Origin of the sequence: Agromyces intestinalis (assembly GCF_008365295.1) — a bacterium.
GTDB classification, from domain to species: Bacteria; Actinomycetota; Actinomycetes; order Actinomycetales; family Microbacteriaceae; genus Agromyces; species Agromyces intestinalis.
The window spans coordinates 23457-40845 of record NZ_CP043505.1 but is presented as its reverse complement, the minus strand read 5'-3'; the positions used below and the strand labels follow the sequence as shown (position 1 = coordinate 40845).

General features: G+C 69.8%; 22 protein-coding genes. 10 read left to right on the top strand and 12 right to left on the bottom strand.

Annotated features, from left to right (window positions below; genetic code table 11):
• Nucleotides 1-41 precede the first annotated feature (41 nt).
• The 3 genes from FLP10_RS00220 to FLP10_RS00210 are packed head-to-tail and all read right to left on the bottom strand — an operon-like array spanning nucleotide 42 to nucleotide 1879.
• Nucleotides 42-341, bottom strand: coding sequence for a hypothetical protein (locus FLP10_RS00220; RefSeq protein WP_149159040.1), 300 nt, complete (start codon nucleotides 339-341; stop codon nucleotides 42-44).
• A 10-nt stretch (nucleotides 342-351) separates the two neighbouring features.
• Nucleotides 352-990 carry a TetR/AcrR family transcriptional regulator gene (locus FLP10_RS00215; protein WP_149159039.1) on the bottom strand — a complete coding sequence of 213 codons (639 nt, stop codon included), beginning with the start codon at nucleotides 988-990 and terminating at the stop codon, nucleotides 352-354.
• Nucleotides 968-1879, bottom strand: coding sequence for an alpha/beta fold hydrolase (locus tag FLP10_RS00210; protein ID WP_149159038.1), 912 nt, complete (start codon nucleotides 1877-1879; stop codon nucleotides 968-970). Before FLP10_RS00210 ends, FLP10_RS00215 begins: the two co-directional genes overlap by 23 nt.
• Nucleotides 1880-2018: 139 nt before the next feature.
• Between FLP10_RS00210 and FLP10_RS00205 the strand changes: the two genes are divergently transcribed.
• Nucleotides 2019-2834 (top strand): MBL fold metallo-hydrolase, encoded by an 816-nt coding sequence (locus FLP10_RS00205; RefSeq protein WP_149159037.1) that lies wholly within the window; start codon nucleotides 2019-2021, stop codon nucleotides 2832-2834.
• Nucleotides 2835-2861: 27 nt separating this feature from the next.
• Here FLP10_RS00205 and FLP10_RS00200 read toward each other — a convergent pair whose 3' ends face one another.
• Both FLP10_RS00200 and FLP10_RS00195 read right to left on the bottom strand, forming a co-directional pair.
• Nucleotides 2862-3278 (bottom strand): arsenate reductase ArsC, encoded by a 417-nt coding sequence (locus FLP10_RS00200; protein ID WP_149159036.1) that lies wholly within the window; start codon nucleotides 3276-3278, stop codon nucleotides 2862-2864.
• A gap of 32 nt (nucleotides 3279-3310) precedes the next feature.
• Nucleotides 3311-4663: an NAD(P)-binding domain-containing protein gene (locus FLP10_RS00195; protein ID WP_149159035.1), complete on the bottom strand. Its 1353-nt coding sequence runs from the start codon at nucleotides 4661-4663 to the stop codon at nucleotides 3311-3313.
• An 85-nt stretch (nucleotides 4664-4748) separates the two neighbouring features.
• On the opposite strand from FLP10_RS00195, the gene FLP10_RS00190 reads away from it, so the two are divergent.
• The gene (locus FLP10_RS00190) at nucleotides 4749-5096 is read left to right on the top strand and encodes an ArsR/SmtB family transcription factor (protein ID WP_149159034.1); all 348 of its coding nucleotides are present in this window, start codon (nucleotides 4749-4751) and stop codon (nucleotides 5094-5096) included.
• On the opposite strand, the gene FLP10_RS00185 is transcribed toward FLP10_RS00190, so the two are convergent.
• Nucleotides 5097-5963: an HAD-IIB family hydrolase gene (locus tag FLP10_RS00185; protein WP_149159033.1), complete on the bottom strand. Its 867-nt coding sequence runs from the start codon at nucleotides 5961-5963 to the stop codon at nucleotides 5097-5099. It abuts the gene before it with no gap.
• Nucleotides 5964-6325: 362 nt separating this feature from the next.
• On the opposite strand from FLP10_RS00185, the gene FLP10_RS00180 reads away from it, so the two are divergent.
• The 3 genes from FLP10_RS00180 to FLP10_RS00170 are packed head-to-tail and all read left to right on the top strand — an operon-like array spanning nucleotide 6326 to nucleotide 7627.
• Nucleotides 6326-6787 (top strand): SRPBCC domain-containing protein, encoded by a 462-nt coding sequence (locus tag FLP10_RS00180; protein WP_149159032.1) that lies wholly within the window; start codon nucleotides 6326-6328, stop codon nucleotides 6785-6787.
• Complete coding sequence (locus tag FLP10_RS00175; RefSeq protein WP_210418443.1) at nucleotides 6784-7191, top strand: ArsR/SmtB family transcription factor; 408 nt, start codon at nucleotides 6784-6786, stop codon at nucleotides 7189-7191. The genes FLP10_RS00180 and FLP10_RS00175 overlap by 4 nt, the downstream gene beginning before the upstream one ends.
• Nucleotides 7184-7627: an SRPBCC family protein gene (locus FLP10_RS00170; RefSeq protein ID WP_149159030.1), complete on the top strand. Its 444-nt coding sequence runs from the start codon at nucleotides 7184-7186 to the stop codon at nucleotides 7625-7627. Before FLP10_RS00175 ends, FLP10_RS00170 begins: the two co-directional genes overlap by 8 nt.
• Before the next feature lie 27 nt (nucleotides 7628-7654).
• On the opposite strand, the gene FLP10_RS00165 is transcribed toward FLP10_RS00170, so the two are convergent.
• The 3 genes from FLP10_RS00165 to FLP10_RS00155 are packed head-to-tail and all read right to left on the bottom strand — an operon-like array spanning nucleotide 7655 to nucleotide 10949.
• Nucleotides 7655-10036 (bottom strand): ATP-binding cassette domain-containing protein, encoded by a 2382-nt coding sequence (locus FLP10_RS00165; protein ID WP_149159029.1) that lies wholly within the window; start codon nucleotides 10034-10036, stop codon nucleotides 7655-7657.
• Nucleotides 10037-10088: 52 nt separating this feature from the next.
• Nucleotides 10089-10499 carry a VOC family protein gene (locus FLP10_RS00160; protein ID WP_149159028.1) on the bottom strand — a complete coding sequence of 137 codons (411 nt, stop codon included), beginning with the start codon at nucleotides 10497-10499 and terminating at the stop codon, nucleotides 10089-10091.
• Between the two features lie 9 nt (nucleotides 10500-10508).
• Nucleotides 10509-10949, bottom strand: coding sequence for a helix-turn-helix transcriptional regulator (locus tag FLP10_RS00155; protein WP_246150078.1), 441 nt, complete (start codon nucleotides 10947-10949; stop codon nucleotides 10509-10511).
• 99 nt (nucleotides 10950-11048) lie between these two features.
• Between FLP10_RS00155 and FLP10_RS00150 the strand changes: the two genes are divergently transcribed.
• Nucleotides 11049-11627 carry a TetR/AcrR family transcriptional regulator gene (locus FLP10_RS00150; protein ID WP_168209060.1) on the top strand — a complete coding sequence of 193 codons (579 nt, stop codon included), beginning with the start codon at nucleotides 11049-11051 and terminating at the stop codon, nucleotides 11625-11627.
• An 18-nt stretch (nucleotides 11628-11645) separates the two neighbouring features.
• Here the strand turns inward: FLP10_RS00150 and FLP10_RS00145 are convergent, their stop codons facing one another.
• Nucleotides 11646-13109 carry an MFS transporter gene (locus FLP10_RS00145; RefSeq protein WP_149159025.1) on the bottom strand — a complete coding sequence of 488 codons (1464 nt, stop codon included), beginning with the start codon at nucleotides 13107-13109 and terminating at the stop codon, nucleotides 11646-11648.
• A gap of 46 nt (nucleotides 13110-13155) precedes the next feature.
• Here FLP10_RS00145 and FLP10_RS00140 point away from each other — a divergent pair, with 46 nt between their 5' ends.
• Nucleotides 13156-13614, top strand: coding sequence for a winged helix-turn-helix transcriptional regulator (locus FLP10_RS00140; RefSeq protein WP_149159024.1), 459 nt, complete (start codon nucleotides 13156-13158; stop codon nucleotides 13612-13614).
• Nucleotides 13615-13647: 33 nt separating this feature from the next.
• On the opposite strand, the gene FLP10_RS00135 is transcribed toward FLP10_RS00140, so the two are convergent.
• On the bottom strand, nucleotides 13648-14163 hold the full coding sequence (locus FLP10_RS00135; RefSeq protein ID WP_149159023.1) for a hypothetical protein: 516 nt from the start codon (nucleotides 14161-14163) through the stop codon (nucleotides 13648-13650).
• A 167-nt stretch (nucleotides 14164-14330) separates the two neighbouring features.
• Here FLP10_RS00135 and FLP10_RS00130 point away from each other — a divergent pair, with 167 nt between their 5' ends.
• Nucleotides 14331-14963, top strand: a complete 633-nt coding sequence (locus FLP10_RS00130; protein ID WP_149159022.1) for an HdeD family acid-resistance protein — start codon at nucleotides 14331-14333, stop codon at nucleotides 14961-14963.
• Nucleotides 14964-15052: 89 nt separating this feature from the next.
• Here the strand turns inward: FLP10_RS00130 and FLP10_RS00125 are convergent, their stop codons facing one another.
• On the bottom strand, nucleotides 15053-15826 hold the full coding sequence (locus tag FLP10_RS00125; RefSeq protein ID WP_149159021.1) for an SDR family oxidoreductase: 774 nt from the start codon (nucleotides 15824-15826) through the stop codon (nucleotides 15053-15055).
• 135 nt (nucleotides 15827-15961) lie between these two features.
• Between FLP10_RS00125 and FLP10_RS00120 the strand changes: the two genes are divergently transcribed.
• Nucleotides 15962-16435, top strand: coding sequence for an NfeD family protein (locus FLP10_RS00120; RefSeq protein WP_149159020.1), 474 nt, complete (start codon nucleotides 15962-15964; stop codon nucleotides 16433-16435).
• A 17-nt stretch (nucleotides 16436-16452) separates the two neighbouring features.
• A complete protein-coding gene (locus FLP10_RS00115) occupies nucleotides 16453-17388 on the top strand; it encodes an SPFH domain-containing protein (protein ID WP_425457648.1) in 936 nt (311 codons plus the stop codon).
• The last annotated feature ends 1 nt before the right edge of the window (nucleotide 17389 follow it).

The following is a 17389-nucleotide window of genomic DNA, read 5'->3' as shown; positions in this document are numbered from 1 at the left end:
CGTGCGGATCATCGAAGGCGTTCGGATCGAGCGGGTTCGGATCATCGAGCGCCGGGAAGGTTGAGGTCGTCGGGATCGACGTCGACGTCGCCGGCGTCGTCGGGCCCGCCGGTGCCGGGTACCGCGCGGATCTGACCCGCGTCGATGTCGTCGTCGAGCGAGTCGGGCAACGGATCGCGCTGCTTGGCAGCAACCTCGGCTTCGCTCCCCGGGGACTCACTGACGTCTTTGCGGATCAGGTCGTCGTCGCTGAGCGCACCGACCTGCTCGCCGCCGACGTCGGGATGCTCGGTCGCAGCGTTCTCGTCGCGCGGCGTGGGCTCATCTCGCGGATCGCCCATGTCCCTGAAGCTACGGCCGAGGGGGGCTCGCCGGCAGGGGCTTGACGCCGGGCCGCTCGGCGGCATCGGACTCGAGCGACGACACCAGCACGGCCAGCGCGCCGATCGCCGCCCGGAGGTCGTCGTTCGTGAGCGGCCCGAGGTGCTTCGCCGCCGTCAGCAGGCCGATGGTGGCGCTCGAGAGTGCGAGCGCGAGCGCCTCGGCGTCGACACGGGTGCTCAGCTCGCCACGCTGCTGCAGCGCCGCGATCCACTCCACGACCGCCCGGTGCCGTGCGCGGTAGCGGTCGTCGCGCTTCTCGTCGAGGTAGGAGCCGAGCACCCCCCGGTCGTCGAGGAAGGCGGCGGTCATCAGGCGGTCGTCGAGCAGCACCTCGGCCGCGACCGCATAGGACCGGCTGAGGGACGGATGCTCCGCGTCATCCAGTCGCGCCTTGCTCGCCGCCGACATCCGATCCGTCGAGCGCGACAGCAGCGCATCGAGGATGTGCCGTTTGCTCGCGAACTCGCGATAGACCGCGCCTTTCGCGATGCCGACCTCGTCGGCCAGCGACTGGATGCTCATGGCGTCGAAGCCGCGCTCGAGGACGATGTGCTCGGCAGCGTCGAGCAGGCGCCCGCGGCGGTCAGGGATGAGCGGACGAGGCATCCGGCCCTCCTTCGAGCTCGTCGAGGAAGTCGACCACCGCGGTCGCGACCAAGTCGGGGCGGTCGCGCTGCACCCAGTGGCCCGCACCGGGCACGACGAGCAGGCGGGCGTCGGGCATGCCGGCCGCGGCTCGCTCGATGACGGCGAGCGGCACGCCGGAGTCCCGGTCGCCGTGCACGACGAGCACGGGGGAGCGGAGCTGCCCGGCCTGCGACGCGTAGTTCGTGCGGAGGCGGCGCCAACCGAACTGGTCGCGCTGCCACTGGCCGAACGCGGTGCCGCTCCCGGGTCGGCGCGCGGCGACCTCGACCTCGTCGAGCAGTTCGTCGGTCAGCTGCCCCGGATCGCGGACGATCTCACGCATGCCGCGGGCGAGGAGGCGCCGATCGCGGGCGTAGGCGCGCTGGGCGACATCGAGCAGGCCCGTGCGGAGCATCAGCCACGTGAGGGCGTGCGCTGACGCACCGAAGACCCCGTCGACCTGGCGATCCATGAGCCCGTAGGTGGCGAAGAGCAGGACTCCCGTCACGCGGTCGGGCCTGGCGAGCGCGTGCCCGATCGTCATGCCGCCGCCGAGCGACAGGCCGCCGATGATGCAGCGGTCGAGGCCCACCGCATCGGCGAATTCGCCGACGTAGTCGACGAGGCGCTCCTGGGTCACCGTCCACGAGGGCAGGGGGCTCTCGCCGAAACCCGGATGATCGGGCGCGATGACGCGATGGCCGGCCCGGGCCAGCCGCGGAGCGAGGGCGCCCCACGACAGGGATGCATCGTCGACCCCGCCGCCGTGGAGGAGCAGGATCGTCGATCGCGGCGCGGCATCGGGGCGCCAGCTCAGGTAGGAGACCGGTCCGCCGGACAGGTCGATGGTCGTGCGGGTCGGGTGCATGCGGGCTCCGAATCGTTATGACCAGCTTAGCGGAACTGGTCATAACCAGGCGGAGGATGCCTCGCGGCCCCGCCGCTCGCCGACCGCTGATCTATCCTCGCAAGGGAGCGCAGAAGGCGCCCGACGGGGAGGGTGAGCCATGCTGAGGCAGGTCGCGGAAGGTGTGCTGGTTCACGAGAGCGAGTGCATCCAGAGCAACACCACCGCCGTGCAGGGCATCGACGGCGTGCTGCTCGTCGACCCCGGCATCACGCGTGCGGAGCTGACCTGCATCGCGAACGACCTGCGCGAGTCGGGGCGGGCGGTGGCGGCCGGGTTCTCGACGCATCCCGATTGGGATCACGTGCTCTGGCACGCCGAACTCGGCGAACCGCCTCGGTACGGCACCGCCCGCTGTGCGGCCGACATCCGGAACCAGCTGTCGAACGCGGACTGGGAGGTCCGCGTCGCCGAGGGACTCCCACCCGAGTTCGCCGACGACATCCCGATGGAGCTGCTCGGCGGCGTGACCGGTCTGCCTGTCGACGCCGCGCGCGTTCCATGGGACGGCCCCGTCGCACGGGTCATCGAGCACCGGGCCCACGCCTCCGGCCACGCGGCGCTGTTCATCGAGGAGCGCGGGGTGCTCATCGCCGGCGACATGCTCTCGGACGTGCTGGTTCCGATGCTCGACCTCGACGCTGCGGAACCGGTCGAGGACTACCTCGCCGCGCTGCGGTTGTTCGAGGACGTGGCAGATGGCGCGGGTGTCGTCATCCCGGGGCATGGCTCGGTCGGCGACGCCGAGGAGTTGCGCGCACGCATCGAGCGGGATCGCGCGTACGTGCACGCCCTGCGCGACGGCGAGGACCCCGACGACCCACGGATCGGCGCGTCGGCCGCGCCCGGATGGGAATGGGTCGCCGACGTGCACGCGTGGCAGCTGGAACGGCTGCGCGAGCAGGGGAGTCGGTGACAGGTCGGCCTCGCTGCGCTTCGACCTTCAGGATGCGACGACCTCGACGTCGAGTTCGCGCAGGAGCTGCTCGACCCGCGACCTGATGTCGTCGCGGACGCGCCGCACCGTGACGAGGTCCTTGCCGGCGGGGTCGTCGAGCTCCCAGTCTTCATAGCGCTTGCCTGGGAAGATCGGGCAGGCATCGCCGCAGCCCATCGTGATCACCGCGTCGGCGGCGCGCACGTCATCCGTCTGCAGGAGCTGCGGAACCGCCCGGCTGATGTCGATGCCCTCCTCACGCATGGCTTCGATCGCGACGGGGTTGATCCCGGTTCCAGGCTCGGAACCGCCCGACAGCACGGTCACCGTGCCGCCGGACAGTGCGCGGGCGTAGCCGGCGGCCATCTGGCTGCGGCCGGCGTTGTGGACGCAGACGAAGAGGATCGTGGGCTGGGTGTCCATAGGTTCAGTCTCCGATTCGGCGGGATCGATGGCTAGCCGCAACTCGACGGCGACGCGCTGCCGCAGCACGATGGTGCGCCATCGCTGCGATCTTCGGTGAGGCTGGACGAGCAGACCCCGGTCGCGGGCAGTTGGAGCTCGACGCTCGTGGCGGCGGAGTGATCGCCCGCGAGGTGCGCGACGATCGAGCGCACCTGCTCGTATCCGGTGGCGAGGAGGAACGTCGGGGCACGGCCGTACGATTTCATGCCGGCGAGGAAGAAGCCGGGTTCGGGGTGCTCGAGTTCGGCGAACCCGTGCGGTCGCACCGTGCCGCAGCTGTGCAGGTTGGGATCGATGAGCGGGGCGAGGCGCCGCGGCGCTTCGACGACCTCGTCGAGATCGAGGCGGATCTCGCGGAGCAGGGCGAGGTCGGGGCGGAAGCCGGTGGCGTTGACGATCACGTCGGCCGTGAGCTCCTCGACGGCGTCGCCGCGGTGACCGATGAGGGTCACCCGGTCGCCGTCGCGACGCAGCCGAACGGTCTCGAACCGGTCGACGAGTCGGATGCGTCCCTCGCCGACGAGTCGATCGACGCGGGCGCCGATCGACGCGCGGGCCGGCAGTTCGTCGTCGGCCGACGAGCTCACCCGGATCGCCGAGGGGTTGCGAATGACCCACGTCGCCTCCGTGCCGGGGTACGTCTCGGCGAGTTCGGCGAGTTTCAGGAGGGTGTTCGCGGCCGAGTGGCCGGCGCCGACGACGACCGTGCGACGGCCCGCGAATCGGTCGCGCTCGCTGCCGAGCACATCGGGCAGCGCGTGGGTCACGAGATCGCGCGCTTCCTCGGCACCGAGCGGGTCGAGCCCCGACGAGGCGAGCGAGTTGGGGGTGCGGTACGTGCCGGACGCGTCGATCACCGCGCGTGCTCTCACCTCGTAGGGGCCGTCGGGGCCAGCGACGCGAAGCAGGAATGGCGTGGTCTCACGGCTCGCCGTTCGGGTGCGATCGACACCGTCACGGCTGATCGCGATCACCTCCGCGCCCGTCACGAGGTGCTCGGCGATCTGCGGAAGTGCAGCGAGCGGCAGCAGATACTCGTCGACGAGCTCGGTACCCGTGGGAAGTCCGTCGTCACGCGGATGCGCCCAGCCGGTGGCCTCGAGGAGACGGCGTGATGCCGGGTCGATCAGGTGTCGCCAGGGGGAGAACAGCCGGGTGTGGCCCCACGTGCGGACCGAGTCGGCCACGGCGTCGCCGGCCTCGTAGACCTCGAAGGGGATGCCTCGCTCGACGAGGTTCGCGGCGGCCGCGAGTCCGATCGGGCCGGCACCGACGATCGCGACGGGCAGGCCGTCGAGTCGGGCGTCGCGTGGGATCGGGGTGGTCAGCTCGACGAGGGTCACTATGCCTCCTTGGCATCGAAGAACATCGATGCACGTAGCATCCCGCCCATATCGAAGAATGTCAATATGGCGTAGGATGTGAGGCATGACCGACGTCATCGAGCTGCCCGCCATCCAACCGGAGACCTGCTGCACGTCGATGACGAGCGCGCCGATCACCCCCGAGGAAGCGGCCGCGACCGCCTCGCTGTTCAAGGCGCTGGGGGATCCGACGCGAGTGCTGCTCGTCTCGATCGTCGCCGCGGCCGAGGGGCGAGAGGCGTGCGTGTGCGATCTCACCGAGCCGACGGGGCTCTCGCAGCCGACCGTGTCGCACCATCTGAAGATCCTGATGGACGCCGGATTCCTGAGTCGCACGCGGCGCGGGAGCTGGGCGTACTACGCGCTCGTGCCCGGCTCGCTCGAGCGACTCGCCGCGGCGCTGGGGGAGTAGCTACGCGCTCAACTGCTGCGTGCTGGCGACATGCTCGGCGATCCAGCGCGCGACGGCGTCCTCGTCGTTGCCGCCGATCACACCCGTCGCGGCTGCGCGCACCGCGGGAACCGCGTTCGCGACCGCGTACGACGCGTCGGCGATCTCGAACATGGGCAGATCGTTGTGGTTGTCGCCGAAGACGACCACGCGATCAGCGCCGAGCCGGCGCATCAGCCGATGGATGGCCCTCGCCTTCGTTCCTGCGCCGTCGTGGATCTCGAGCCAGTCGAGGCCCGGGGTTCCCTGGTCGACGCTGAGGAAGTGGGCCGCGTTGCCGAGCGAGGGGAGCAGGGCGTCGCGGAGCTCGGTCAGCACGGCATTCGGCCCGATGATGGCGACGTAGAACACGGTGGCGGTGTCGAGGGGGTCCTCGCGCGTGATCGGCCGCAAGCGCGGGTCACCGGGGCGCGCTTCGAGGAAGGTTCGCACCCCCGCGGTCACCCGCTCGGGGCGCCAGCGCACCCAGTCCCGGCCGCGCTCGAAGGTGTGCACGATCGGCTCGATCGAGTCGTGTGCCGCGCATAGACGAAGCGCGGCCTCGACGGTGCGCTCGTCCAGTAGGCGCAGATCGAGGTGCTCTCCGGTATCGGGATCGGCGGTCACCGTGCCGCCGTACGCGATCACCGGCAGCCGCAGACGCAGTGTCGCGGTGGCCTTCCGGGAGCCCAGGAACGATCTCGCCGTCGCGTAGGTGAAGAGGATGCCGTCGTCGATGAGGGCGTTCAGCATACGCGCCGATTCGGAGCTGACCGATCCGTCGGACCGCAGCAGTGTTCCGTCGAGATCGGTGACGTACAGGGTGCGCGAATCGGTTGCCGAGGTCATGAGACCAGCATCCCATCGGGCGCAGGTCGATCCGCGCGGGGGTGCGGCGCCAAAGCCTGATCCGACATAATGTGCATTATCGGCGCATTGTCCACAGGTCCGGATCCGCTGGAGAAATCGCGCCCACCAGCCACTTCACGAAGCCTTTCCTGCCGCTTCGCGCGCGTACCGCGGCCGACCCGCGGCCGGCACTCGCGCGTTGGTACCGCGGCCGCCTCGCGGCCGGCGGCACGCGTGTGTTCGATCCGACGCCGCAATTCACCCCCATCTCGACCACCGACTTCCCGAACGCAACTATTGGTTGCGGATAGCGAGATCGCTCGCTACTCTGACACGCAACCAATAGTTGCGAAAGGAACGACATGGAGTACGCGAGCATCGAACGGGAGTTGCATATCGACGCCACCCCCGAGATCGTCTTCGACGTCGTGAGCGATCCCGTTCACGTCCGCGAGTGGTGGCCCGACGAGGCTGAGTATCCCCCGGTGCCCGGTGAACGCGGGCGCATCGGGTTCCGCAATCCCGACGGCTCGCTCCAATGGGTGCAGTTCAGCGTCGTCGAGGCCGAGCGTCCGCGGAGGTTCTCCTTCCGGTGGACGTACGACGAAGACGAGAGCGTTCGACTCGGCAACTCGCTGCTGGTCGTGTTCGAGCTCGAACCCGATGCGACCGGCACCCGGCTTCGCATGACCGAGACCGGCTTCCGCGAGCGTGGATGGACCGAGACGAAAGTCGTCGAGGAGTACGACTCGCACGTCGCCGGGTGGGACTTCTTCCTCGGCCGGCTCCCCGCGTACGCGGAGGGCGTTGGAGCGACCCGGTGAGCACCGCGATCGACGACGACCTCTGGTCGGCGATCGGCGAGCCGACGAGGCGCCGCATGCTCGACCTGCTGCTCGCCGAGCAGGGAACCGCGACCACGCTGAGCGCCCGGCTTCCGGTCTCGCGACAGGCGATCGCGAAGCATCTCAGCGTGCTCGAGCGCGTCGGGCTCGTGACCGCCACCACCTCGGGTCGCGAGCGCCGGTACGACGTCGACGACGCACAACTCGCCCGGGCGAGCGCTCAGCTCGCACAGGTGGGAGCCGCATGGGATGCCCGTCTGCGGCGCATCCAGCGCATCGCAGAGCGCATCCAGCACGAGCGCGACGCCGCTGCCCCGCACCCGGACGAGCGGGAGACCGACGAACACCAACAGAACGAAAGCGAGGAGCGGAACGATGGTTGACATCCTGCATCGAGTAGGAATGAAGGATGCGACGGCCGAACGCGTCTACGACGCGATCGCGACGATCGACGGCCTGTCGGGCTGGTGGGCCGAGCGCACGTCGGGTGATCCGTCGATCGGCGGCGTCATCGAGTTCCGGTTCGGACCGGGCGGCATCGACATGGAGGTCGTCGAGCTCGAACCCGGGCGTCGAGTGGTCTGGAAGGTGTCGGATGGTCCGCAGGAGTGGATCGGCACGACGGTCGAATGGGACATCCGCACCGAGGGCGACTTCGTGATCGTGCTCTTCCGGCACGTGGGCTGGCGCGAGCCGGTGGAGTTCATGCACCACTGCAGCACGAAGTGGGCGATCTACCTGCTCAGCCTGAAGGAGCTCGTCGAGAACGGCGCGGGCCGACCCGACCCGGTCGACATCTGGATCAGCGACTGGCACTGAACACGTCTCCCCCGGGCTCTCTGAGTCTCAGCCGCCGACGTACTCGGCGAGATGCTGCCCCGTCAGCGTCGACTTCGCCGCGACCAGGTCGGCGGGCGTGCCCTCGAACACGATGCGCCCGCCGTCGTGACCGGCGCCGGGGCCGAGGTCGATGATCCAGTCGGCGTGCGCCATGACGGCCTGGTGGTGCTCGATCACGATGACCGACTTGCCCGAGTCGACGAGCCGGTCGAGCAGGTTCAGCAGGTTCTCGACGTCGGCCAGGTGCAGGCCCGTCGTCGGCTCGTCGAGCACGTAGACGTCGCCCTGCTCCCCCATCGCGATCGCCAGCTTGATGCGCTGGCGCTCGCCGCCGGACAGCGTCGACAGCGGCTGCCCGAGCGTGAGGTAGCCGAGCCCGGCGTCTTCGAGCCGGCTGAGGATGCCGACCGCTGCCGGCAGCTTCGCCTCGCCCGACGCGAAGAACTCGTGCGCCCGGGACACCGGCAGATCGAGCACCTCGGTGATGTCGAGCCCGCCGAGCCGGTACTCGAGCACGCCCGCCTGGAACCGCTTGCCGCCGCAGTCCTCGCAGGGCGTTTCGATGGTGTCCATGAACCCCAGCTCGGTGATGATCACACCAGACCCCTTGCAGGTCGGGCACGCGCCCTCGGAGTTCGCGCTGAACAGGGCCGGCTTCACCCCGTTGGCCTTCGCGAAGGCCTTGCGGATCGGCTCGAGCAGCCCGGTGTACGTCGCCGGGTTGCTGCGGCGCGACCCTCTGATGGCGCCCTGGTCGATCGAGACCACCCCGTCGCGGCCCGACACGGACCCGTGGATCAGCGAACTCTTGCCCGACCCCGCGACGCCTGTGACCACGGTCAGCACTCCGAGCGGGATGTCGACGTCGACCTGCTGAAGGTTGTGCTCGTCGGCGCCGCGCACCTCGATGGCGCCCGTCGCGGTGCGCAGCGTCGGCTTGATCGCGGCGCGGTCGTCGAGGTGCCGCCCGGTGAGGGTGCCGCTCGCCCTGAGCCCGGCGATGTCGCCCTCGTACGTGATCTCGCCGCCGTCGCCGCCCGCGCCGGGGCCGAGGTCGACGACGTGGTCGGCGATGGCGATCATCTCGGGCTTGTGCTCGACGACGAGCACCGTGTTGCCCTTGTCGCGCAAGCGCAGCAGCAGCTCGTTCATGCGCTGGATGTCGTGCGGGTGCAGACCGATCGTGGGCTCGTCGAAGACGTACGTGACATCCGTCAGCGATGACCCGAGGTGACGCAGCATCTTGATGCGCTGCGCCTCGCCGCCCGAGAGCGTGCCCGACGGCCGCTCGAGCGAGAGGTATCCCAGCCCGAGCGTGACGAACGCGTCGAGGTTGTCGCCGAGCGCGGTGAGCAGCGGCCCGGCCTCGGGGCGGTCGAGACTGCGCACCCACTCGGCGAGGTCGGTGACCTGCATGCGACAGGCGTCGGCGATGCTGATGCCGTCGATCTTCGACGAGCGGGCGCCCTCGGTCAGCCGGGTGCCGTCGCACTCGGGGCAGGTCGCGAAGGTCGCCACCCGCTCGACGAACGCGCGGATGTGCGGCTGCAGTGCGTCCAGATCTTTCGAGAGCATCGACTTCGTGATCTTCGGGATGAGCCCCTCGTACGTCATGTTGATGCCCGAGATCTTGACCTTCGTCACCTCGCCGTAGAGGAAGAGCTGCCGCTGCTTCTCGGTGAACGCCGCGATCGGCTTGTCGGCAGGATAGAACCCCGACTGCGAGAAGCCCTTCACCATCCAGCCGTCGGCCGTGTAGCCCGGCACCATGATCGCGCCCTCGTCGAGCGACTTCGACTCGTCGACGATCTGCGAGAGGTCGAGGTCGGACACCGTGCCGCGACCCTCGCACCGCGGGCACATGCCGCCGAGGTAGATCGCGTTCTGCACGATCTTCTTCTCGCCGCTCGGGCCGATCATGACGCCGCTGGCTTTCTGCGTCGGGATGTTGAACGAGAACGCGGTGGGCCCGCCGATGTACGGCTCGCCCAGGCGGCTGAACAGGATGCGCAGCATCGCGTTCGCGTCGGTCACCGTGCCGACGGTCGAGCGCGGGTTCGCCCCCATGCGCTCCTGGTCGACGAGGATCGCGGTAGTCAGCCCCTCGAGCACGTCGACGTCGGGCCGCGGCACCGACGGCATGAACCCCTGCACGAACGCGCTGTAGGTCTCGTCGATCAGCCGCCGCGATTCGGCGGCGATCGTGTCGAAGACGAGCGAGCTCTTGCCCGAGCCCGACACGCCGGTGAACACGGTCAGCCGGCGCTTCGGGATCTCGACCGAGACATCCTTCAGGTTGTTCTCGCGGGCGCCCTGCACCCGGATCAGGTCGTGCGTGTCGGCGGGGTGGTCGGTTGCGGGTGCGTCGGTGGCGGGTGCGTCGGTCATGCGGTCTCCATCGTCGGGTCGGGCGGTGGGGTGGAACAGCGTCGGATGCCGCTCAGCGCGGCTGCTGGATGCGGACCATGTTGCCCGCCGGGTCGCGGAACGCGCAGTCCCGCACCCCGTACGGCTGGTCGATCGGCTCCTGGGCGACCTCGGCACCCGTGGCGGCGACCCGGTCGAACGCGCCGTCGACGTCGGTCGTCGCGAGCACGATCGACGCATACGTGCCCTTCGCCATCATCTCGGCGACGGTGCGGCGCTCGTCGTCGGTGGTGCCCGGGTCGGGGGTCGGCGGGGTGAGCACGATCGAGGTGTCGGGCTGGCCGGCCGGGCCTACGGTGATCCACCGCATGTCCTCGTAGCCGACGTCGTTGCGCACCTCGAATCCGAGCGTGTCGCGGTAGAACGCGAGGGATGCCTCGGGGTCGGTGTGCGGCAGGAAGGTGTACTGAATCGTGATGTCCATATCGCCAAGCTACTTGCGTGCCGAGGTCGGTGCTTCTCGATTCCTGACCGGTCTGGCGGCGCGCTTGGCGAGCACCGACGGCACGCCCTCGAAGATGCCGTCGGGCTGGGTGCGAAAGACACTCGGCGGCACGCCGACGAGCTCAGTGAACCGGGTGCTGAAGGTGCCCAGCGACGAGCAACCGACCTCGAAGCACACCTCGGTGACGGTGAGGTCGCCGCGCCGCAGCAGCGCCATCGCGCGCTCGATGCGCCGGGTCATCAGGTAGCTGTAGGGCGACTCGCCGTACGCACGCTTGAACTCGCGGCTCAGGTGCCCGGCCGACATATTCACACCGCGGGCGAGCGCATCGACGTCGAGCGGTTTCGCGTATTCGCGATCCATCCGATCGCGCACGCGTCGCAGCAGCGCGAGATCGCGCAGGCGCTGCGCTTCGTCAGGGCTCCCCACCCCGGCGATGCTTCCACCCGGACGGGAGGATGTCCAGCGACGAACCCCCTCGTCTGCCTCGAATTGCCGGTAGACAGACCAGTCTGTCACACTGACGCGGTGGCATCCTCCCCCGCGCGTCCCTCCCCTGCCGTGCGCATCCTCGACACGGCGAACCGATTGTTCTACGACGAGGGGTTCCGTGTCGGCATCGACCGCGTGATCAGCGAGTCGAAGGTCGCGAAGGCGTCGTTCTACCGCGCGTATCCGTCGAAGGACGACCTCATCGTCGCGGTGCTGCGGCGCCGCCACGAGGAATGGACGCGTTGGTTCGTGCGCCGCGTCGACGCACTCACGACCGAACGCGGTCGCAGCTTGGTCCGGCTCGCCGACGCGTTGGGCGAGTGGTTCGCGCGCGACGACTTCCGCGGGTCGCCGTTCACGAACGCGATGGCGGATGCCTCGCTCCCCCGAACCGCGGTCGAGGTCGTGCACCGCCACGACGAGGCGCTGCGGCGCGCACTGCTCGCGTACCTGGAGCACGTCGGCCTCGAGGCATCCGACGAGGTCGCCGACCAGGTCTCGCTCATCGTCGAGGGCGCCATCGTGCGCGCCCAACGTGCCGATCGACCGGATGCCGCGGCCGCCGCCGCACGAGCGGCCGCAAGCCTGCTCGCCCGACTGGACCGACCGGTCTGATCGCTCGCGCACGCACCATCAGCCGCGTGCACGTGCGCGCCGGCCGACCGCGACCACGCCCACCCCGATCCCGATCACCGAGGCGGCGATCGGAACCACGAGCGCGATCCGACTCGCCTCGACGGCGCCGCGGCCCTCGACGGCCATCAGCACCGCACTCGTCGCGGCGAGGCCGATGGCGGCGCCGAACTGGAAGGCGGTGTAGAGCAGTCCGCCGCTGAGCCCCTGGTCGGCGTCGTCGACACGCGCGGTCGCCGCCACGGTGAGTGGACCGTAGGCGAAGGTGAATGCCAGCCCGAGCGCGAGGAAGCTCGGGAACATCGCCGCGTACGTCCAGTCGGGACCGACCGGGACGAACAGCAGGAACGACGCCGCCGCCGCGACGAGCCCGCCGAGGATGACCGGCCACAGGCCGAACCGCGCCACGAGCCGCGGAGTCAGGGTGGGTGCCAGCACCGCGTCGATGCCGAGCACGAGCAGGGCGACGGAGGTCTCGAGCGCGCTCCAGCCGCGGAACTCCTGCAGGTACAGCACCACGATGAACTGGAACCCGATGAATCCGGCCGCGAGGGAGGCGGCCGCGAGGTACGCCCGCAGCAGGGGCGTTCGGCGAAGGAACCCGAGCGGGATGAGCGGCTCGGGCGCGCGCCGTTCGATGGCGACGAATGCGGCGAAGAGCCCGACGCTCGCCGCGGCGATGACGGTGGTGACGACTGGCGACGCGTGCGTCGACTGCTCGACCGCGGTGATGAGCAGCAGGAAGGCGGCCGTGATCGTGACCGCGCCGGCGACGTCGACGCGACGGCGTCCACCTCGCCCACCGTCGGCAGGCGCAGGTTCGCGGGGCACGAGCGGGATCGCGAGTGCCAGCAGCACGGCCGTCACGAGCACGGGCGCGAAGAACACCCAGCGCCAGCCGAGCATGGTCAGAAGACCTCCCGCGACCAGGCCGATCGAGAAGCCCGCCGCGCCGATCCCGGCGTAGATCAGCAGGGCCCGCGTGCGTGCGTGGCCCTCCTCGAAGCTCGTCGTGATGATCGAGAGCCCGGCCGGCATCATGAACGCGGCGGCGATGCCGGTGACGGCACGCGCGGTGAGCAGCATCCAGGATTCGGTCGCCATGCCGCCGAGCCCCGAGAATGCGAGGAACACCGCCATGGCCACGAGGAACACCCGACGACGCCCGAGCAGGTCGGCCGCGCGCCCGCCGAGCAGCATGAATCCCCCGTACCCCAGGATGTACGCGCTCACCACCCACTGCAGTTCGCCGGTGGCGAGACCCAGCTCGGCACGGATCACGGGCAGCGCCACGCTGAACATCGCGATGTCGACGCCCTCGAGGAAGGCCGCGCCGCACAGCACCGCGAGCAGGCCGAGCGCGCGCCCGCCGAAGCGGGATTCGGCAGGAGGTGCGGGCGAGCCGCCGACCGCCGTCACCGCCGGCTCGGAACGGGTTCCTGTGGTCACGGTCACTCCGATCATTCGGTTACTTCTTGTGCCTGAGCACATCTTGAGTGACTATGTAGGCATGGCGGAAGACGGCACTTCGAAGTCACTCGGTACCCCCGCGGGAACCGTGTGCGACGACGACTGCAGCGCGTTCCAGTGGGACGCACGGGAAGACTGCGAGGTGCGCCAGATCCTCGACCGGATCGCCGACAAGTGGTCACTGCTCGTCATCGCCCTGCTCGACGACCGCACGATGCGGTTCACCGAGCTCAAGCGCATGATCGACGGCGTCAGCCAGCGCATGCTCACGGTCACGCTCCGCCAGCTCGAGCGCGACGGCATGGTGCGTCGCACCGTCTACCCCGTCGTTCCGCCCCGGGTCGACTACGAGCTCACGCCGATGGGCCGTTCGCTGCACGCCACGGTGCAGTCGCTCGTCGTGTGGACCGAAGCGCATCAAGACGAGATCGCGGTCTCACGCGAGCGCTACGACCGCTCAACGGGCGTCGAGGTCGTGCCGTCCGAACTCGTGGGGTGAGCGCGACCGCGGCGCCATTTGCTCGCGAGCCCGCTAGTCCCCGGTGCAGTCGACCCGCGCGCCGTCCGCGTCGCCCGCATCCTCGTCGGAGGCGACGAGCCTGCCGCCGACGAACCTCGCGCACGAGAGCGGGCCGAACTCGGCGGTCGCACGGTAGCTTCGCCGGGCCGGTCCGGCGTCGGAGCATTCGGCGAGGACCGCCGTGAGCACCGGGCCGGGCTGGGTCATCCGGCGCACGAAGAGGGTGCCGTCGGCGCGCGAAACGGGGTAGGTCACGCGCACCGGCCTTGTGTCGTCGCCCGATGCGACCACGAAGGTGATCAGATCGGTCGCCGCCGGATCGACCGGGCAGTCGCCGCGCTGCGCGGGAAGCACCTCGATCGCGCCGCCCGGATCGGGCACCGCGCCCGGGTCCCACGGCTCGGCGGTCGGGGTCGCCGTCGGACGATCGGATGCCTCGGGCAGGACGCCGCCCGTCGAACACGCCGAGAGCAGCACGCATGATGCCGTGACGAGAGCCGCCGCGCCGGCGGCCGCGATCGAGCGCATGCCCGCCATGCTATTCCCGCCCCGAAACAGCCCCGAGGTCCGGTTCCGGCATGCACGGCGACCCCGGAGGTCGCATTCCGACTCGCGCGTTCACATCCGACTCCCAGTCGCCGGCGAGGCATAGCCTGACCGTGCTTGCAGTACGTCGCGCCATGAAGGGGGCCCTCATGTCCAGTCCGCAGTCCGATTCGTTCTTCGCCGCGTTCTCACTCGACGGCGAGGATCTCTCGAAGTCGACCGTCAACACCATCCGCGCCACGCTCGGCATCGCCGGGGTGGTCGCGCTCATCATCGGCATCCTGATCACGTTCTGGCCGAAGAACTCGATCGTCGTGCTCACCGTGATCCTCGGGATCTACTTCCTCGTCGCGGGCATCGCGTACCTCGGCCTCGGCATCTTCTCGAGGGGGATCTCGGGCGGCTCCAGAGCGCTCGACATCATCGTCGGGCTCCTCTTCCTCATCGCCGGGTTCATCGTGGTGTTCAACGCCACGAGCTCGGCCGTCATCATCGGCATCTTCCTCGGCGTCTTCATCGGCATCGTGTGGATCGTCGAGGGCGTCGTCGCGCTCGTGCAGTCGGGCGACGCAGCGTCGCGCGGCTGGGCGATCTTCTTCGGCATCCTCAGCGTCGTCGCCGGCCTCATCGTGCTGTTCTCGCCGCTGTGGGGCGCCGTCGTACTGTTCTGGCTGGCCGGCATCTCGCTGATCGTGCTCGGCATCGTGCAGATCATCCGCGCGTTCACCTTCGGCAAGGGCAAGCGACCGGCGGCTCCGCCCGCCGCGTCCGCTGCCGCCTGATCACCGCGCGCGACGAACGGGGCCGGCGAGGGAGGTCCCCTCGCCGGCCCCGCGGTCTGCGTGCGCCGCGCTCGACGCGAACGCGCTGTTCAGTCGAGCGAGTCGGGTGTGAACCCCGACACGTCGCCGACATAGCGCGTGTGGTCGGCTGGGACGGGCTCGACCGCCGCGAGGGCGACCTCGGCGGCGAACTCGGCGACGTTGTACAACCGGCCGGCCTCGGCCTTGCGCTCCTGGATCGCGCCGGGGTTCGCACGCTCGAGCAGGGTCGCGGTGATCGTGCCCTCGATCATGTCGCCCGACACCACGACGAACTCGACGCCTGCGGCGTCGAGCTCGGGGAGCTTCGCGCGCAGCGCGTCCTCGCCGGCGCGCTTGGAGAGAGCGACCGGCTCGTACTCGGGCATGGTCGGCGTGGTGCGGATGAAGTGGGCCTGGTGGCTCGTGACGAACACGATGCGCGCACCCTCGGCCAGGTGGCCCAACGCGCCCTCGACGACGTTGACCTGCGCGTCGCGGTTCAGGCGCATCGCATAGTCGTCGCCCATGCCGGTCTCCATGCCGCCCGACGCGTTCAGCACGAGCACGTCGATCGGGCCGAACTCGGACTCGGTGCGAGCGAACATCTCGGCGACCGAGGCCGGATCGGTCAGGTCGGCCCCGACGGCGATCGCGCGGCCGCCGCCCGCGGTGATCTCGGCGACGACCTTGTCGGCGCGCGGTGCCTTGCTGCGGTAGTTCACGACGACCGCGGCGCCGGCCTCGGCGAGGTAGCGGGCGGTGTCGGCGCCGATTCCGCGGGAGGACCCGGTGACGAGCGCGACACGACCGGAGAGGGATCCGGCGGCGAGAGGATTGGACACGGTGCGACTCCCGGGTGTCGATTGAGGTGATGCGCGGCACGCGTCGTCCGCTCGGTCGACACTACCAATCTCCCGGCGCGGGCCCGGCCCTGCTAGGTTCGAACCGGGGGCGCGTTCGAATTCGAAGGAGAGCGAATGGATGTGCTGACCCAGTACGCCTGGATCGTGTGGCTGGTGCTGATCCTGGCCTTCGCGACGATCGAGGTGTTCACGCTCGAGATGACGTTCCTCATGCTCGCCCTCGGCAGTGTGGCCGGCCTGCTCTCGGGGCTGACCGGCATCCCGTGGTGGGCGCAGTTCATCATCGCGGCGGTCGTCGCGGTCGCGCTCATCCTGCTGCTGCGGCCGCCACTGCTCCGGATGCTGCGCCGCGGCGCCGATCCGGCGCGCAGCAACGTCGATGCGCTCATCGGGGCCGACGGCCGCGTGGTGCGCACGGTCACGAGCATCGGCGGTCAGGTCAAGCTGCAGAACGGCGATGTCTGGACGGCGCGGTTGTCGCCGATCACCGAGCAGGCGGATGTCGCGGTCGGCGAACAGGTGCTCGTAACGGGCATCGACGGTGCGACGGCGGTCGTCGTGCCGGTTGAGAGGAGCACCCCGGAGTGAACATCGACGTGCCCACCATCATCGTCGCGATCGTCGTCGTGGCGATCGTCATCTTCGTGATCGTGGTGATCTCGAGGGCGATCCGAATCATCCCGCAGGCCTATGCCGGCGTGGTCGAGCGACTCGGCCGCTACCACAAGACGCTCACCCCGGGCCTCAACCTGCTGGTGCCGTTCATCGACCGGCTGCGCCCGCTCGTCGACATGCGCGAGCAGGTCGTGTCGTTCCCGCCGCAGCCGGTCATCACCGAGGACAACCTCGTGGTCTCGATCGACACGGTGGTGTATTTCCAGGTCACCGACGCGCGCGCGGCGACCTACGAGATCGCGAACTACCTCGGCGCGGTCGAGCAGCTCACCACCACCACGCTGCGAAACGTGGTCGGCGGGCTCAACCTCGAAGAGGCGCTCACCAGCCGCGACAACATCAACGGGCAGCTGCGCATCGTCCTCGACGAGGCCACCGGAAAGTGGGGCATCCGCGTCTCACGGGTCGAGCTGAAGGCGATCGACCCTCCCCACTCGATCCAGGACTCGATGGAGAAGCAGATGCGCGCTGAGCGAGACCGCCGCGCGCTCATCCTCACCGCCGAGGGTACGAAGCAGTCCGCGATCCTCACCGCCGAGGGCCAGCGGCAGGCCGCGATCCTCCAAGCCGAGGGCGATGCGAAGGCCGCGGTACTGCGCGCGCAGGGCGAGGCCGAAGCGATCCTCACGGTGTTCAAGGCCATCCACGAGGGCGATCCCGATCCGAAGCTGCTCGGCTACCAGTACCTGCAGATGCTGCCGCAGATCGCCGAGGGCCAGTCGAACAAGCTCTGGATCATTCCGAGCGAGCTCACCGAGGCGCTGAAGGGCATCGGCAAGGCGTTCACGCCGAACCCCGAGCGCGCCGCGGGCCCGGGTGCGGGCGAGTCGGGCGCCGCTGGTGCATCCGGCGTGCCGCGCGCCTGAT

What these genes read in the sequence shown, in the direction of transcription:
- FLP10_RS00210 (WP_149159038.1), bottom strand. Translation starts at nt 1,879, where the DNA reads ATGCACCCGACCCGCACGACCATCGACCTGTCCGGCGGACCGGTCTCC.
- FLP10_RS00160 (WP_149159028.1), bottom strand. Translation starts at nt 10,499, where the DNA reads ATGGACATCACGATTCAGTACACCTTCCTGCCGCACACCGACCCCGAG.
- FLP10_RS00135 (WP_149159023.1), bottom strand. Translation starts at nt 14,163, where the DNA reads ATGCGCTCGATCGCGGCCGCCGGCGCGGCGGCTCTCGTCACGGCATCA.
- FLP10_RS00180 (WP_149159032.1), top strand. Translation starts at nt 6,326, where the DNA reads ATGGAGTACGCGAGCATCGAACGGGAGTTGCATATCGACGCCACCCCC.
- FLP10_RS00165 (WP_149159029.1), bottom strand. Translation starts at nt 10,036, where the DNA reads ATGACCGACGCACCCGCCACCGACGCACCCGCAACCGACCACCCCGCC.
- FLP10_RS00200 (WP_149159036.1), bottom strand. Translation starts at nt 3,278, where the DNA reads ATGGACACCCAGCCCACGATCCTCTTCGTCTGCGTCCACAACGCCGGC.
- FLP10_RS00170 (WP_149159030.1), top strand. Translation starts at nt 7,184, where the DNA reads ATGGTTGACATCCTGCATCGAGTAGGAATGAAGGATGCGACGGCCGAA.
- FLP10_RS00185 (WP_149159033.1), bottom strand. Translation starts at nt 5,963, where the DNA reads ATGACCTCGGCAACCGATTCGCGCACCCTGTACGTCACCGATCTCGAC.
- FLP10_RS00220 (WP_149159040.1), bottom strand. Translation starts at nt 341, where the DNA reads ATGGGCGATCCGCGAGATGAGCCCACGCCGCGCGACGAGAACGCTGCG.
- FLP10_RS00120 (WP_149159020.1), top strand. Translation starts at nt 15,962, where the DNA reads ATGGATGTGCTGACCCAGTACGCCTGGATCGTGTGGCTGGTGCTGATC.
- FLP10_RS00130 (WP_149159022.1), top strand. Translation starts at nt 14,331, where the DNA reads ATGTCCAGTCCGCAGTCCGATTCGTTCTTCGCCGCGTTCTCACTCGAC.
- FLP10_RS00140 (WP_149159024.1), top strand. Translation starts at nt 13,156, where the DNA reads ATGGCGGAAGACGGCACTTCGAAGTCACTCGGTACCCCCGCGGGAACC.
- FLP10_RS00215 (WP_149159039.1), bottom strand. Translation starts at nt 990, where the DNA reads ATGCCTCGTCCGCTCATCCCTGACCGCCGCGGGCGCCTGCTCGACGCT.
- FLP10_RS00205 (WP_149159037.1), top strand. Translation starts at nt 2,019, where the DNA reads ATGCTGAGGCAGGTCGCGGAAGGTGTGCTGGTTCACGAGAGCGAGTGC.
- FLP10_RS00145 (WP_149159025.1), bottom strand. Translation starts at nt 13,109, where the DNA reads ATGATCGGAGTGACCGTGACCACAGGAACCCGTTCCGAGCCGGCGGTG.
- FLP10_RS00190 (WP_149159034.1), top strand. Translation starts at nt 4,749, where the DNA reads ATGACCGACGTCATCGAGCTGCCCGCCATCCAACCGGAGACCTGCTGC.